The 15,618-nt window shown below is 69.9% G+C and carries 13 protein-coding genes; 12 read left to right on the top strand and 1 reads right to left on the bottom strand.

Going from position 1 to position 15,618, the window contains the following annotated elements; translation table 11 throughout:
- Positions 1-110: 110 nt before the first annotated feature.
- From AC060L_RS26505 to AC060L_RS26480, 6 genes are all read left to right on the top strand, one after another.
- Positions 111-854, top strand: coding sequence for an NUDIX hydrolase (locus tag AC060L_RS26505; protein ID WP_483801435.1), 744 nt, complete (start codon positions 111-113; stop codon positions 852-854).
- A gap of 221 nt (positions 855-1,075) precedes the next feature.
- Positions 1,076-2,377, top strand: a complete 1,302-nt coding sequence (locus AC060L_RS26500) for an ATP-binding cassette domain-containing protein (RefSeq protein WP_483801434.1) — start codon at positions 1,076-1,078, stop codon at positions 2,375-2,377.
- Between the two features lie 4 nt (positions 2,378-2,381).
- Positions 2,382-3,116, top strand: coding sequence for a hypothetical protein (locus tag AC060L_RS26495; RefSeq protein ID WP_483801433.1), 735 nt, complete (start codon positions 2,382-2,384; stop codon positions 3,114-3,116).
- Positions 3,117-3,220: 104 nt separating this feature from the next.
- Positions 3,221-4,153 (top strand): FadR/GntR family transcriptional regulator, encoded by a 933-nt coding sequence (locus AC060L_RS26490; RefSeq protein WP_483801432.1) that lies wholly within the window; start codon positions 3,221-3,223, stop codon positions 4,151-4,153.
- A gap of 518 nt (positions 4,154-4,671) precedes the next feature.
- The gene (locus tag AC060L_RS26485) at positions 4,672-6,294 is read left to right on the top strand and encodes an RNA polymerase sigma factor (RefSeq protein ID WP_483801431.1); all 1,623 of its coding nucleotides are present in this window, start codon (positions 4,672-4,674) and stop codon (positions 6,292-6,294) included.
- A 196-nt stretch (positions 6,295-6,490) separates the two neighbouring features.
- Positions 6,491-7,390 (top strand): S1 family peptidase, encoded by a 900-nt coding sequence (locus tag AC060L_RS26480; RefSeq protein ID WP_483801430.1) that lies wholly within the window; start codon positions 6,491-6,493, stop codon positions 7,388-7,390.
- 155 nt (positions 7,391-7,545) lie between these two features.
- Here the strand turns inward: AC060L_RS26480 and AC060L_RS26475 are convergent, their stop codons facing one another.
- Positions 7,546-7,776, bottom strand: a complete 231-nt coding sequence (locus tag AC060L_RS26475; RefSeq protein WP_483801429.1) for a DUF7455 domain-containing protein — start codon at positions 7,774-7,776, stop codon at positions 7,546-7,548.
- 507 nt (positions 7,777-8,283) lie between these two features.
- Here AC060L_RS26475 and AC060L_RS26470 point away from each other — a divergent pair.
- The 6 genes from AC060L_RS26470 (at position 8,284) to AC060L_RS26445 (ending at position 15,576) form a co-directional block, all read left to right on the top strand.
- Entirely contained in the window at positions 8,284-10,395 is a 2,112-nt protein-coding gene (locus AC060L_RS26470) for a DNA gyrase/topoisomerase IV subunit B (RefSeq protein ID WP_483801428.1), read from the top strand.
- A gap of 174 nt (positions 10,396-10,569) precedes the next feature.
- The gene (locus AC060L_RS26465) at positions 10,570-11,058 is read left to right on the top strand and encodes a DUF1453 domain-containing protein (protein WP_483801427.1); all 489 of its coding nucleotides are present in this window, start codon (positions 10,570-10,572) and stop codon (positions 11,056-11,058) included.
- 12 nt (positions 11,059-11,070) lie between these two features.
- On the top strand, positions 11,071-12,270 hold the full coding sequence (locus AC060L_RS26460; protein ID WP_483801426.1) for a sensor histidine kinase: 1,200 nt from the start codon (positions 11,071-11,073) through the stop codon (positions 12,268-12,270).
- Positions 12,271-12,363: 93 nt separating this feature from the next.
- Complete coding sequence (locus tag AC060L_RS26455) at positions 12,364-13,125, top strand: response regulator (RefSeq protein WP_483801487.1); 762 nt, start codon at positions 12,364-12,366, stop codon at positions 13,123-13,125.
- A 298-nt stretch (positions 13,126-13,423) separates the two neighbouring features.
- Positions 13,424-13,807, top strand: a complete 384-nt coding sequence (locus AC060L_RS26450) for a DUF485 domain-containing protein (protein ID WP_483801425.1) — start codon at positions 13,424-13,426, stop codon at positions 13,805-13,807.
- Complete coding sequence (locus tag AC060L_RS26445) at positions 13,804-15,576, top strand: solute symporter family protein (protein WP_483801424.1); 1,773 nt, start codon at positions 13,804-13,806, stop codon at positions 15,574-15,576. The genes AC060L_RS26450 and AC060L_RS26445 overlap by 4 nt, the downstream gene beginning before the upstream one ends.
- The last annotated feature ends 42 nt before the right edge of the window (positions 15,577-15,618 follow it).

Genomic DNA, 15,618 nt, shown 5'->3' with positions numbered 1-15,618 from the left:
GCGTCCGGGTCTGTGGGGAAAGCCGCAGGTCCAACCGTTCCTCGCTCGTCTCCGGGCCGCTTCAACCCGACCTCGTGTTTATCGTCAGAAGGACGACTATGATCGGCGTCATGTCGCGCTATGACCCGTCGGCCTTTCCCCCGTTCGCAGTCACGGTCGACCTGGTGTTGCTGACGGTCAGGGAGCACGAGCTCTGCGCGCTGCTGGTCCGCCGGGGCGAACCGCCCTTCCAGGGCTACTGGGCACTGCCCGGCGGCTTTGTGCGCCCGGACGAGGGGCTCGGCGAGGCGGCCTCCCGGGAGCTGGCCGAGGAGACCGGCCTCCGTGCCCACTCATCCTCCGGCCAGGCCACGGCCGGTGCCCACCTGGAGCAACTCGCCACCTACGGCCACCCGCAGCGCGACCCGCGGATGCGTGTGGTCAGCGTGGCTCACCTGGCTCTCGCGCCGGACCTGCCCTCACCCAAGCCCGGTGGCGACGCCCGTGGAGCTCGCTGGGCGCCGGTTGCCGAACTCCTCGGACCGGGAGCGGCCGACCACGAGCCACTCGCCTTCGACCACGCGCTGATTCTCGCGGACGGAGTCGAGCGCGCCCGATCCAAGATCGAGTACTCCGCGCTGGCCACCGCCTTCTGCCCCGAGGAGTTCACGGTCGGTGAGCTCCGCCGGGTCTACGAGGCGGTCTGGGGCGTCGTGCTCGACCCGCGCAACTTCCACCGCAAGGTCACCGGCACACCGGGTTTCCTGGTCCCGTCCGGTGGCACGACCACCCGTCAGGGCGGTCGCCCGGCGCAGCTCTTCAAGGCCGGTGGGGCTACGGTCCTGAACCCGCCGATGCTGCGTCCGGAGTCCTGACGGTCGTCCGCGGAACTCGCCTGGCACTGCTCCCGGCGAGGGTCGGAACGATACTGCTCGCGCACGTTACTGACGCTGCCTCAGCAGCTGTCCCCTGATCGAGTGAGCCGGGCCGCCGCAGCGTCCGCGCCGCCCGGAATCTCCCACGGCTCGTCCTAGGGTGCTGAAACCGGAGCGGCCGCGCCGCGCCGCCAGGGCAACCGAGCGCGTGGGAGCAGCCAGTGACGATCCAGGCCAACGGACTCACCAAGGTCTATCGCCGCGCCCGGCGTCCGGCCCTGCTCGATCTCGGCTTCGATGCCGGAGCAGGATCGGTCACCGCCCTGCTCGGGCCGCCCGGCGCGGGGAAGACGACCGCGCTTCGGCTGATGCTGGGCCTGGAGCACGGCAAGGGCATCACCTTGTTCAACGGTCGGACGTACCGCAAGCTGCGCCGCCCCGAGCGCGAGGTCGGGGCGCTGCTGCCGACCGCGTACCAGGCGGCCGGCCACCCGGGGCGCACCGCTCGCGCGCATCTGCGGATGCTGGCTGCCGCAGTCGGGGCGCCGCAGCGCCGTGCGGACGAGTTGCTCGAGCAGACCCGGTTGGCCTCGGTCGCCGAGCACCGGCTGCGGGCGTTCTCACCGGGGATGAACCGCCGCCTCGCGCTCGCCGTTGCACTGCTCGGCAACCCGGACACCCTGCTGCTCGACGCTCCGGCCGAGGACCTGTCACCGCGCAACGCCGAGTGGCTGCACGCCTTCATCCGGGCCTTCGCGGTCAACGGCGGCACGGTACTGCTGACCACGCGCAGCCCGCAGGAGGCGGCCTCGCTCGCCGATCGGGTGCTCACTCTCGACGAGGGGCGGGTCGTCGGCGACCAGCCGGTCAGTGCGTTCTGCCGGACCAGGCTGCAGCCGGAGGTGGCCGTGCGAGGGCCGCAGATGGCCCGGCTGGCCGATCTGCTGGTGGCACAGGGCGCGCAGGTCCGCCAGGACGGCGGAGCCGGCCTGGCCGTCAGCGGCCTGGAGCGCACCGAGATCGGCGAACTCGCCTACCGCAGCGGAATCCTGCTGCACGAGCTGGCCGACCGTGTGATCGAACAGCCGGCGCCGCGTGCGAAGCCGATCACGGTGCCGGCCGTCGTCCCGGCCGTCCGGCTGCGACGGATCACTGCAGTCGGCGCGAGCTCACTCAGCAAGGCGCTTCCGCACGGCCGGCCGCTGCCTACCGCGCACGCCGACGAGCGGGCGGCCGCCCACCAGGCCGCGCCGACCTGCCCCGGCGGGTCCGTCCAGTCCGTTGCGCCCGCCCAACGCGAGGCGCCACCGCATGATGCTCCGGCACACAGCGAGGTGCCCAGTCGTCCTCAGTCGCCCGCCGTTGCCGCAGCGATCATCGCGAGACCCACGGCATCGGAGCTGTCGGCCGGCGTTACGGCCTTCGTCGATCGTCCGACACCCACCCGCTCCGCCGACCACCCCGCGACCGATGCCGACCGCCGTCCCGAGCCCCTCACCGGGCCCGACCACTGGAACGGGTGACCTCATGCGCGTCCTGGCCTACGAGAGCCGACGTCTGCTCGGCCTGCGTTCGACCTGGGTTCTGTTGGCTGTGGCGCTGCTCTCCAACGCGGTCGTCACGGTTGTGATGGCCCGCCAGGCATCCCCCGGTCCGCTGGCGACAACCGATGCGGTGCGCCTGCTGACAGCGGCCGTCCCGTCGCTGCCGATCCCGCTCGCAGCGCTGGCGGTCGGCGTGCTCGGCGCGCTCGCCTCCGCGCACGAGGTCCGCCACCCCGGTCTGGTCGCCTCCCAGACACGGTACGTCGCCCGCTTGCGCCTGCTGCTCGCCAAGCTCGCTCTGATCGGAGCCGTCGCGGCCGCGCTCGCCGTCTGCTCATTGCTGGCGGATGCGGTGACTGTGCGGTTCGCGTTGCCGCCCGCGACCTCGGCTGCCCACGCCTTCGCATCGGATCAGCTGCGCACCGACCATCGCCCGCTGCTGGCCCTGGCCGCCTCCGCGGCCCTGTTGGTCGTGGTCGGTTGGACCGGCGTCCTGGCCGCCGCGCTGACCCGGAGCGGGCTGGCCGGGGTCCTGCTGCTCGGCGCGCTGCCGCTGCTGGTCGATGCGCTGCCTCGGCCGCGGATCGCCGAAGGGCTCCGGTACGCCGGCATGCAGTTCCAGTCTGGGCACTCGCTGTCGATCGCCATGTTGCTGCTCCCGGCCGCGCTGCTGTTCGGTGCGTGCCTTCTCGCCCAGGCCCGTCGCCGCTCGTTCTGACAGGCACTCATCGACTTCTGATTGTCCATCACTCCATCGGGCGTTATGGGCCTTTCATCCCGATAAGAAGTCAATTATCCAGCCATGGGCGATCACCCTTTCGTGTGCTTTTCAGGAGAATCCTCAAGCCGAGCCCGCGGATCGCCGACAAAGGACATGTGAGTACCCTTGCGCACCCCGCCATGACCGTCGCCCGCAACGCCGAGGCCGCTGTGCCCGGCACCGCCGAGCTCGACCGTTTCTCCTACGCCGATCGGCCGACCCCGCCTGTCCCTCGATGGGAGGGGGCGGAGAGTGATCTCGCCCGGGTCGGCCGCAAGACCGCCAGCAGCCGGGGCCGCGGGCTGCACGGTCAGCTCGTCCAGCAGCTCGGCCAGATGATCGTCTCCGGCGACCTCGGGGCCGACCGGCCCCTGGTTCCGGAGGAGATCGGCCAGCGCTTCGAGGTCTCGCGCACCGTGGTGCGTGAGTCGCTGCGCGTGCTGGAGGCCAAGGGCCTGGTCAGCGCCCGGCCGAACGTCGGCACCCGGGTGCGCCCGGTCGGTGACTGGAACCTGCTCGACCCCGACATCATCGAGTGGCGGGCGTTCGGTCCGCAGCGCGACGAGCAGCGCCGCGAGCTGTTCGAGATGCGCTGGGCGATCGAGCCGCTGGCGGCCCGTCTCGCGGCCGGCCACGGCCGTGAGGACGTTCAGCAGCGGCTCGCCGAGATGACCGAGATCATGAGCCACGCGGCCACCCAGGGTGACCTGATCACCTTCTCGCGGGCCGACGCCGAGCTGCACTCGCTGGTCCTCCAGATGGCCGGCAACCGGATGCTGGAGCACCTGTCGAGCATCGTCGGGGGGGCACTGCAGGTCAGTGGCGGTCCGGCCACCGCCTGTGAGCGGCCGACGGAGACCTCGGTGAACGTGCACGCCCGTCTGGTCGACGCGCTCGGCACCGGTGACGGCACGGCGGCGGAGGCGGCGATGCGCGCACTGCTGACGGTCCACCCGGACGTCGAACACTCGGTGCCCGCTCCGCGCGAGCACTGAGCGAGGCCCCGCCGGGCAGCATCGTCGAAATCACACGAAACACGAAACCGAAGATCAACCACCGAACGCCACCGGCCACCAGCGAATCCACCGGCGCGCCCGGGTGAGCCGTGAGCGAGCATCGAGTGAGGACGGCCACGGACCCGTGGAGACCGAGCAGAGCCCTCCGGAGCCCGGCGCGCGAAGCGCCGCAGCCCACCCGGGGGGCCTGCTGCCGTGGACCGCGGGACCCCGCCGGGGAGGCGTGTGACCTGTGCCACGGGCGGCATGCGTAACACTTGGGGAGCGGCAGCGATGTGTACGGAGCGGAAGCAGCTCCGGAATACCCGCGCCATGTCAGAATGCTGTGTTGGTCTGCGGCGCTGCTGCCGCCCTACAAACCCAACGTTCTGCAAACCCAATCCCTCAAGTCCGAGCCGGTCGGAACCGACGTCGTGCCCCGCGGCACGTGCTCCTTCCTCGCCCTCTCGGGCGGTCCGGTACGGGTTCGAGTCCACTCATCGTCCGAGAGGTTGTTCGTGTCGGCCAGCACATCCCGTTCGCTCCCCCCCGAGATCGCAGAGTCCGCGGCCCTGCTGGCGCTCATCGAGCGGGGCAAGGCCCAGGGGCAGATCGCCGGTGACGACGTGCGTCAGGCATTCGAGGCGGACCAGATCCCGGTCACCAAGTGGAAGAACGTCATGCGCAGCCTCAACCAGGTTCTGATTGAGGAAGGGGTGGACCTGATGGTCAGCGCGGCCGAGCCGTCCGCTGCCAAGCGCAAGAGCGTCGCTGCCAAGAGCACCACCAAGCGCACCGCCACCAAGGCGGTCACCACGCGTACGCCGACCGGCCCGACCAAGCCGCCGGTCCGGATCGCCCCCGCTGCCACCATCGCCGTTCCCGCAGTGACCTCGGTGACTTCGGTCACCGTCGAGGCCTCGCTGGACTCCCCGCTCGGCGAGTCGGTGACCACGGCCGCCAAGAAGACCGCCGCTGCCGCTCCCGCGCGCAAGGCCGTCGCCAAGAAGGCCGCCGCGCCTGCCAAGAAGACGGCTGCCAAGAAGACCGCCGGTAAGTCCGACAAGGGCGACGACGAGCTGCTCGGCGAGGACGAGCTGCTCGAGGACACGGCCGCTCCCGGTGCCAAGACCGAGGCCGAGGGTGCCGAGCCCGAGGAGGAGTCGGAGGGCTTCGTCCTCTCCGACGACGACGAGGACGACGCGCCGGCTCAGCAGGTCGCCGTCGCCGGCGCCACCGCCGACCCGGTCAAGGACTACCTGAAGCAGATCGGCAAGGTCCCGCTGCTCAACGCCGAGCAGGAGGTCGAGCTCGCCAAGCGCATCGAGGCCGGCCTGTTCGCCGAGGACAAGCTGAGCCAGGCCGACAAGCTGGCGCCCAAGCTCAAGCGTGAGCTGGAGATCATCGCCGAGGACGGCCGCCGCGCCAAGAACCACCTGCTGGAGGCCAACCTCCGCCTGGTGGTCTCGCTGGCGAAGCGTTACACCGGTCGCGGCATGCTCTTCCTGGACCTGATCCAGGAGGGCAACCTCGGTCTGATCCGTGCGGTCGAGAAGTTCGACTACACCAAGGGCTACAAGTTCTCGACCTACGCGACCTGGTGGATCCGCCAGGCGATCACCCGAGCGATGGCCGACCAGGCCCGCACCATCCGTATCCCGGTGCACATGGTCGAGGTCATCAACAAGCTGGCCCGCGTCCAGCGCCAGATGCTCCAGGACCTGGGCCGCGAGCCCACCCCGGAGGAGCTGGCCAAGGAGCTCGACATGACCCCTGAGAAGGTCATCGAGGTCCAGAAGTACGGTCGCGAGCCCATCTCGCTGCACACCCCGCTCGGCGAGGACGGCGACAGCGAGTTCGGTGACCTGATCGAGGACTCCGAGGCGGTTGTCCCGGCCGACGCGGTCTCCTTCACCCTGCTCCAGGAGCAGCTGCACTCGGTGCTCGACACCCTGAGCGAGCGCGAGGCCGGCGTCGTCTCGATGCGCTTCGGCCTCACCGACGGTCAGCCCAAGACGCTGGACGAGATCGGCAAGGTCTACGGGGTCACCCGTGAGCGCATCCGCCAGATCGAGTCGAAGACCATGTCCAAGCTGCGTCACCCGTCGCGGTCCCAGGTGCTGCGCGACTACCTGGACTGATCACCGGCTCGCGGAGTCGATCGAGGCACGAACCGGAAGGCCTGGGGCAGTCACTGCCCCGGGCCTTCCGGCGTCATCCGGCGGTCTCGCCGGTCCCTCGTCCGAGTGTAGAAACGCAAACTCTTGAGCACTCAGGGTGACAGGGCGACTACGATTTGGCGGTTGCCTGCCGTCGAGCCGCCTGGAGTGCCTTGTGATGCTCACCTCGTCCGTCCCGCAGGGCCGTCGTGCCGAGCGGGTCGGGACCGACCGCACCGGGTCGGCTGCCCGGCCGAGCCGCTCGCGTCGGCGGGCGGCCGCACTCGCCGTGCTGGCGGTGCTACCTGCGGCGCTGGTCTCGTTCGGAGCCGCTCCGGCGCAGGCCGAGCGACGGATCGTCGGCGGCTGGCAGGACAGCGCGGTGCAGAAGCCGTGGGTGGTGGCGGTGGCCAGTCGGCCCCAGTTCGGGGATGCGCGCTCGGGGCAGTTCTGCGGCGGCACGCTCGTCGCGCCGACCAAGGTGGTCACGGCCGCTCACTGCCTGTACGACGAGTACGGGCAGAAGACTGATCGGCCGGGGCTGACGGTGATCGTCGGCCGCACCGACCTCGGCGGTCGCGGCGGCGTCGAGGTGCCGGTCCGTGCCGTCTGGATCCACCCGGAGTACTCGTTCGAGCAGAACATGCAGGATGTGGCGGTGCTCACCCTGGCGGCCCCGCAGGAGGGCAGGGCGGTGCTCCCGATGGTCGGACAGGGCGAGACGGCGCCGTATGCGCCGGGCACGCTCGCCCAGGTGTACGGCTGGGGTGACACCACGGGGCGGGCCAACTACTCCAGGACCCTGCACGGCGTCGAAGTGCCGATCATCGCCGACTCGACGTGCGCGCGTGATTACCCGGGCGGATCCGACGGTGCGTTCGACGCACGCGGCATGGTCTGCGCGGGTGAAACGGATGGTGGCAAGGATGCCTGCCAGGGCGACAGCGGCGGCCCGCTGGTGGTGGGCGGCCGGCTGGTCGGACTGGTCTCCTGGGGCACCGGATGCGCGGAAGCGCGCCACCCGGGTGTCTACACCCGGCTGGCGGCCGTCGCGGACGCGGTCAACGCCCAGCTGTGACCGTCGCCTGGCGGCGGCGATCAGGTGACGGGAGTGACCGGCTGGTCACTCCGCGTCCGCGCTGAGTACAACGCTGGGCGACAGGCCGTGCGGCCTGCCGCCCAGTGGCCGGCCCGCAAGGGCCGACCTCAGCGCTTCAAGGGAGCGTCGAACGCTCAGCGCTCGTCTTGTTCGGCCGAGGCCGCCGTGGTGGCGAGACGACCACTCTCGTCCTGTATTTCCACGGCGATCTTCTTGAGCTCCGGCTCGAACTTCCGCCCATGGTGGGCGCAGAAGAGCAGCTCTCCGCCACTGGCCAGCACGACGCGCAGGTATGCCTGGGCGCCGCAGCGGTCGCAGCGGTCAGCCGCGGTGAGCGGGCTCGCAGGTGTCAGAACAGTAGTCACGTCGCCTCTTCTCTAGCTCGACGAGCTGTCGTACCAGGGTCAACATCCAACCAGGCCGAAAACGTTCCCGCTCGTGGCTTTTCTTCTTTGAGGATTCTGCAGTGTTGATGAGGACGTGCCCCGGGCGCCGGTGGTTCATGCCTGCCGGAAACCGCGACCTGTCTATCACTCGAACGCATCTTCGAACTGTTGTCCGAGGGTGGGCGTAGCATAATCCCCTACTGGGTTGGAGCATAAGCCCCGCCCCGAGCACCGGTAGCCTGCATCTCGGCAGTTCCAGCGCTCGCGGTCGGCTCGACGGTCCGCCAGGACCCGTCGGGTACGGGCGAGATGGCGCTCCCGCCGACCGGGCCGGGCTCGACCCGTGTTCGCGCAGCGCGTACAAGCTGCGGAGCCGGGGCGGAGTGTGCAGTGGCCGGCCGGCTGCGCCGGCGGCGGCCTCGCCGCGGAGCGCTCGTACAGCTGCCCCCGGATCGAGTCAGATGTCACTTTGGAGGAGTGCACCGCGTGAGTGCCGAAACGACCGTGCCGTCCGCCCTGCGTGCCGCGGATGACGGATCCAACTACACCGCTCGGCACCTGCTCGTCCTCGAGGGGCTGGAGGCGGTCCGCAAGCGGCCCGGTATGTACATCGGCTCCACCGACAGTCGGGGGCTGATGCACTGCCTGTGGGAGATCATCGACAACGCGGTCGACGAGGCCCTCGGCGGGTTCTGCGACCACATCGACGTGATCCTGCACGACGACGGCTCGGTGGAGGTGCGCGACAACGGCCGCGGCATCCCGGTGGACGTCGAACCCAAGACGGGCCTGTCCGGCGTCGAGGTCGTGATGACCAAGCTGCACGCCGGCGGGAAGTTCGGTGGTGGCTCCTACGCCGCCTCCGGCGGTCTGCACGGCGTCGGCGCCTCCGTGGTGAACGCCCTCTCGGCCCGGCTCGACGTCGAGGTGGATCGGAACGGCCACACCCACGCGATCAGCTTCCGCCGTGGGACCCCGGGCATGTTCACCGAGCTGAGCCCGGATGCCCCGTTCGACCCCGCCAACGGCCTCGCGAAGACCCGCAAGGTGCCCAGGACCCGGACCGGTACCCGGATCCGCTACTGGGCCGACCGGCAGATCTTCCTCAAGGAGGCCAAGCTCTCGCTGGAGAACCTGCACAGCCGGGCCCGGCAGACCGCCTTCCTGGTCCCCGGCCTGACCATCGTGGTCCGTGACGAGCGGCTGACCGAGAGCGACAAGGTCGAGGAGTCCACCTTCCGCTTCGACGGCGGCATCGGTGAGTTCTGCGAGTTCCTGGCACCCGACAAGCCGGTCTGCGACGTGCTGCGGCTGCGTGGCGAGGGCACGTTCAAGGAGACCGTCCCGGTTCTGGACGAGCTCGGCCACATGACGCCCACCGAGGTCACCCGCGAGCTGGGGGTGGACATCGCGCTGCGCTGGGGCGCCGGCTACGACACCACGCTGCGCGCCTTCGTGAACATCATCGCCACCCCTAAGGGCGGCACCCACGTCACCGGTTTCGAGCGCTCGCTGGCCAAGACCGTCAACGAGGCGCTGCGTGCGGCGAAGCTGCTGCGGGTCGCCGAGGACGACATCACGAAGGACGATGCGACCGAGGGCCTCACCGCCGTGGTCACCGTCCGGCTGGCCGAACCACAGTTCGAGGGGCAGACCAAGGAGGTGCTCGGCACCTCGGCGGCCAACCGGATCGTCGCGGCGGTGGTCGCGCGCGAGCTGAAGGCCTTCCTGACCTCCAGCAAGAAGGACGAGAAGGTCCAGGCCCGCGCCGTGCTGGAGAAGGTCGTGGCGGCCGCCCGCACCCGGGTCGCCGCTCGCCAGCACAAGGAGGCGCAGCGTCGGAAGACCGCGCTGGAGACCTCTTCGCTGCCGGCCAAGCTGGCCGACTGCCGCAGCGACGACGTGGAGCGCAGCGAGCTCTTCATCGTCGAGGGTGACTCCGCGCTCGGCACCGCCAAGCTGGCCCGCAACTCCGAGTTCCAGGCGCTGCTGCCGATCCGCGGCAAGATCCTGAACGTGCAGAAGGCCTCGGTCTCGGACATGCTCAAGAACGCCGAGTGCGCGGCGATCATCCAGGTGATAGGGGCGGGCTCCGGCCGGACCTTCGACATCGACCAGGCCCGCTACGGCCGGGTCATCTTCATGGCGGACGCCGACGTGGACGGCTCGCACATCCGCACCCTGCTGCTCACGCTCTTCCAGCGCTACATGCGTCCGATGATCGAGCAGGGCCGGGTCTTCGCGGCCGTCCCGCCGCTGCACCGGATCGAGCTCACCAACCCCAAGCGCGGCCAGGAGAAGTACCACTACACGTACTCCGACGCCGAGCTGCGTCGCACCATGCTGGAGTTCCAGGGCAAGGGGCTGCGCTGGAAGGAGCCGGTGCAGCGTTACAAGGGCCTTGGTGAGATGGACGCGGACCAGCTGGCCGAGACCACCATGGACCCGCGCCACCGGATCCTGCGGCGGATCAACCTGGCCGACCTGGAGGCCGCGGAGCAGGTATTCGACCTGCTGATGGGCAACGACGTGGCGCCGCGCAAGGAGTTCATCGTCGATTCGGCGGCCACGCTGGACCGCTCGCGGATCGACGCCTGACCGTCCCGCCGATCGCGTCGTAGTCCGGGCCGAAGGGGGCTCTCCACCCGTGGGTGGAGAGCCCCCTTCGCTGTGAGTCCACCCTGGCTCCACCCCTGAGCCGATCACTCGGCGTCCCGCGATCCGTAGCGTCGTCGGTGTCAGAAAACCCCTTCAGTCGGGACGGAGACTCCGATGACCGGCGTCGTCAACATCCTCGTGATTCTTGCGGTGATTGTCCTCATCGCCCGCCGCCAGTTCCGGGCGCAACAGGTCAACACGGAGCGCCGCTTCTGGTTGCTGCCGGTGATTCTCGGTGCCCTGGCCCTGCGCGATCCGCATCTGATCGATCCGGCCCACAAGGGCGTGGCCATCGGCCTGCTGGCGGCCTCGGTGATCGTGGTGATCGCGATGGGCTCGGTCTGGGCCTGGACGGTCAGGATCTGGCGGGCCGGCGACGGTACGGTCTGGCTCAAGGGCACTGCGGCCACCATCGGTGCCTGGGTCGGCCTGATAGCCATCCGGGTCGGCCTGTACGCGACCGGCGCCGCCCTGCACGTGCACCAGGACACCAACGCGTTGCTGCTGACCCTCGGCGTCCTGCTGCTGGTCCGCGGTGTTGTGGTCAACTGGAGGGTCCGCATGCTGGATGACGCTCCGGCCGGTCGGCCCGTGCTGAACTGACGGTCGATCAGTATGTCAGTCGCGATCACCAGGACCCTGGAAGGAGCACCAGTGCAGTTGGAGGACTGGACACGATGGCCCGCGCGTGAGGCGCTCGCCCGTGAACAGCGCTCCCGGCCCGGACTGGTGCTCTTCTTCGCAGGCCGCCTGGCGATCTTCCTGACCGTCACGCTGGGGACTTTCGGGCCTGGAAACTACAGCGGCTGGCGAGCGGTTCTCGCCGCCGCGGTCCTGACAGCCTCGGGTCTGCTCGCCTATCTGTTCGTCCGGTCCAGTCGCAGGGGCCGGCTCTCCTGGGCGCTGGCCGCCGTCGTACAGCTCCTGGTTCTCGCGGCCCTGGCTCATGACCTGGGCGCCACGCTCCTTGCCAACTTCATCTGGTGCTTTGTCGGGGTGGTCGCACTGCTGCGGCTGCCCCTCGTGGCAGCGGTGCCGTGCGGAGCAGCGGCGCTCGCTTCCTACGCCGCGTTGAGCGGCGACGGCTTCCTCGCCATCGTGGCCACCGCCGTCGGGCTGGCCCTGCTTGGCTACCTGCTCCGATTGGACGCCGAGGCCCGGGCGACGGCACAGCGACTGCTCCAGCAGGAGCGCGCAGTGCTGGCCGCAGAGGCGGAGAGCGCGGCGCTGGCCGAGCGCGCCCGGATCGCCCGCGAGATACACGACGTGCTCGCACACAGCCTCTCCGCGCAGCTGGTCCACCTGGATGTGGCGAGGCTGATGCTCGAGAGCGGAGCCGAGCGGGAGCAGATCCGCGAGCGCGTGGTGGCGGCCCGCCGGATGGCCCAGGAGGGACTCGCGGAGACCAAGCAGGCGCTGTCCGCGCTGCGTGGCGAGTTCACTCCGGTCGGTGAGTTCCTGGTTGAGTTGACGCAGCACGAGGGAGTCGAGCTGACGGTGACCGGCACGCCGCGCCCGCTCGTCGCGGAGGTTGGCCTGGCGGTCCGGCGGACGGTGCAGGAGGCGCTCACCAACGTCCGCAAGCATGCGCCCAGCAGCCGGTGCTCGGTGCGGATGCACTACCTGGAGCACGGGGTGGAGCTGGAGATCCGCAATGCGGGCGCCCCGGCGGGTGTGGTGCCGGGCGAGCTGGCGGAGAGTGGCAGCGGGTACGGTCTGTTGGGGATGCGCGAGCGGGCGGAACTGCTTGGCGGCAGCCTGGAGGCTGGTCCGGAGCAGGGCGGCTGGACGGTGATGCTGCGGCTGCCGGGGTGAAGTGGCGCGAGGCGAGCGGAGTGGAACAGCCGGATGAGTGAGCAGGGCGACCGTGCGGCAGGCGTGGGCGGCGGGAGCGGTCCCACCGAGGGGATGGCCGCGGCGACCCGGGTGCTGGTCGCGGACGATCAGACCGTGGTGCGCGAGGGCATCGTGATGCTGCTCGGCCTGTTGCCCGGGATCGAGGTTGTCGGGGCGGCAGCCGATGGCGAGGAGGCCGTTCGGCTGGTCGCGGAGCAGGCCCCGCACGTCGTCCTGATGGATCTTCGGATGCCGCGCTGCGACGGGGTGGAGGCCACCCGTCGAATCCGTGCCGAGTACCCGGGCACAGAGGTCGTGGTGCTCACCACCTATGCCGATGACGACTCGCTCTTCGCGGCCCTGCAGGCGGGTGCGCGGGGGTACCTCACCAAGGACGCCGGCGCCGAGCAGATCGCCCGAGCCATCTCCGACGTGCGCTCCGGTGCGGCTGGGCTCTCCCCTCAGGTGCAGCGCAGGCTGCTGGAGCGACTTGCCGGGCCGGCCGCGGCGCCCGAGCCGAACGAAGCCACGGCCGGGAAGCTCGGCCAGGTGGCGCAGCCGGAGGCGACTGGGCCCCGGAGCGCGCAGCGGCCCTCAGCCGGGCATGACCAGCAGGCGCTCCCGGACGGTCTGACGGCTCGCGAGGCCGAGGTGCTCACGTTGATCGCGGACGGACTCTCCAACACGGAGATCGCTGCGTCTCTCTTCGTCACGCCGTCGACGGTGAAGACACACATCAACAACCTCTTTGCGAAGACGGGTGTACGAGATCGTGCACAAGCGGTCAGTTATGCGTTTCGACATGGTCTTTCCCGTAATCCGGGAAGTCACTGAACTCACCACATCGGGTGAAAAGTCCGGCTGAATGCTTCAAGTCGAATTCTGACCCGGCATCATGGAACCGTCAGGGCGCCGTCGGTACGCCGATTGGATCTTCGGGGCGGGCCGTCCGGAGTGCTTCGGTGCCGACGTCGACGCCCACCGCCGGGTGGCGTCTTCCGGGCCAGGAGCAGCTTTGGCACAGCAGGAAGTCACCGGACCAGTCGGTCGAATGCCCAGACGGGGACAGCGGTTCGACTGGTGGTCCACGCCTGGGGCCAGTAGTGCGGCGAGTCGCCAGGTGCCCGCCCAGGTGAACGCGGAGCCGGCCGTCATCCCGGCCCAGCGGCCCTCACAGCCGGTCGAACCGCCGACGGATCCAGCGGCCGCCGAGGTCTATCGGGAGGTCCAGCAGAGTGCGGCCTTTCTGGAGATCCGTCGTAGTTACCGGAGTTTCGTCTTCCCCGCCACCGCCATCTTCCTCGGCTGGTACTTGCTCTATGTGATTGCCCAGGCCGTCGCACCGGAACTGATGCGTATTCAGATTGTCGGCCCGCTCAGCGTCGCATGGTTGCTGGGTCTGCTGCAATTCGTCTCGACGTTCCTGATCACTTGGCTTTACTCCCGCAACGCCCGCACCAAGCGCGACCGAGCCGCCCTCGGCCTGCGCTGGGAGACCCAGGACCAGCTCCGATGAACCTCACCGACGCGGCCGCGCACTCCGGCGGGAACCTGCCCGTACCAGCTGCCACGCCCGCTCTGCCCAAACCGGTCGGGCATTCCCTCGCGCCGGGCAACCCGATCGCACCGGCGCAGTCCGCTCCGCTCGGGGAGGTGCGGCTCGTCCACCACTCGGCTCCGGTGGCAGGGGGCCAGCACCACAGCCTGGCCATCGTGCTCTTCGCGCTGGTGGTCGTCGTGACCCTGGCGATCACGCTCTGGGTGGGTCGCCGGGGCCAGGCGACCGAGGACTTCTACGCAGGCGGCCGCGATTTCGGGCCGCTGCAGAACGGCATCGCGCTCTCCGGCGACTACCTGTCGGCCGCCTCCTTCCTCGGAGTCACCGGCCTGATCGCGCTCTACGGCTACGACGGCGTGCTCTACAGCATCGGCTTCCTGGTCGCCTGGCTGGTGGTGCTGATGTGGGTGGCCGAGCTCGTCCGCAACACCGGTCGGTACACGCTGGCCGATGTGCTGGCCACCCGGATGCGCCAGCGTCCGGTCCGGGCCGCGGCCGGTACCGCCAGCGTGGTGGTCACGCTGCTCTACCTCATCGCCCAGATGGTGGGTGCGGGCAGTCTGGTCGCGCTGCTGCTCGGGACCACGGGCGCTGCCGCGAAGACCTGGACGATCGTCGCCGTCGGCGGCCTGATGATCATCTATGTGACGGTCGGCGGGATGCGGGCCACCACCTGGATCCAGATCGTCAAAGCGGGCATGCTGATGACCGGCGCCGTGATCCTCACGATCGGCGTGCTGATCCGGTTCCACGGTGATCTGGCCGATCTGATGAACGCCGCGGCGCGGGCAAGCGGAGCCGGTCCGCGATACCTGGAGCCCGGGCTCAAGTACGGCGGTTCCACCACGAGCCGGCTGGACTTCGTCAGCCTCGGCGTGGCCCTGGTGCTGGGCACGGCCGGCCTGCCGCACATCCTGTCCCGCTTCTACACGGTGCCCACCGCCCGAGCCGCCCGCCGCTCCACCATGTGGGCGATCGGAATGGTCGGCTGCTTCTACCTGATGACCATCGTGCTGGGGCTGGGAGCCACGGCACTGGTCGGCTCCAAGGCCGTGAAGGCGGCCAACTCGGCCGGTAACACCGCGGTTCCGCTGCTCGCGCTCAAGCTCGGCGGCGGGGAGGGCAGCACCGGCGGCACCCTCTTCTTCGCCATCACCTCGGCGATCGCGTTCGCCACGATCCTCGCCGTCGTGGCCGGGCTGACCCTGGCCTCCTCGGTCTCCTTCGCCCACGACCTCTATGCCAAGGCGTTCCGCAGCCCGAACAAGCCGCCGGTGACCGATCACCAGGAGGTCGTGATGGCGCGGATGGCGGCGGTGGTGATCGGCGGGCTGGCGATCGTGCTCAGCCTCTTCGCGCAGCGGCTCAATGTCGCCTTCCTGGTCAGCCTCGCCTTCGCGGTCGCGGCCTCCGCCAACCTGCCGACGCTGATCTACAACCTCTTCTGGCGCCGTTTCACCACCAGGGGAGCGCTGTGGGCGACCTATGGCGGCTTGGTGCCGGCGCTGGGTCTGGTGCTGTTCTCGCCGGTCGTCTCCGGCAGCAAGACCGCGATGTTCCCCGGGGTGGACTTCCACTGGTTCCCACTGGAGAACCCAGGGCTGATCTCCATCCCGCTCGGCTTCCTGCTCGGTTGGGTCGGCACGGTCAGCGGCGAGGAACGAGCAGACGCCGACAAGTTCGCCGAGCTGGAGGTGCGCTCGCTCACCGGCGCCGGTGCGGTCTGAACGGACCTCCTGAGCGGACTTCCTGGACGGACTTCCGGAACG

It is taken from the genome of Kitasatospora sp. NEAU-69, assembly GCF_057158765.1.
This window is presented reverse-complemented; position numbering and strand designations above follow the sequence as displayed.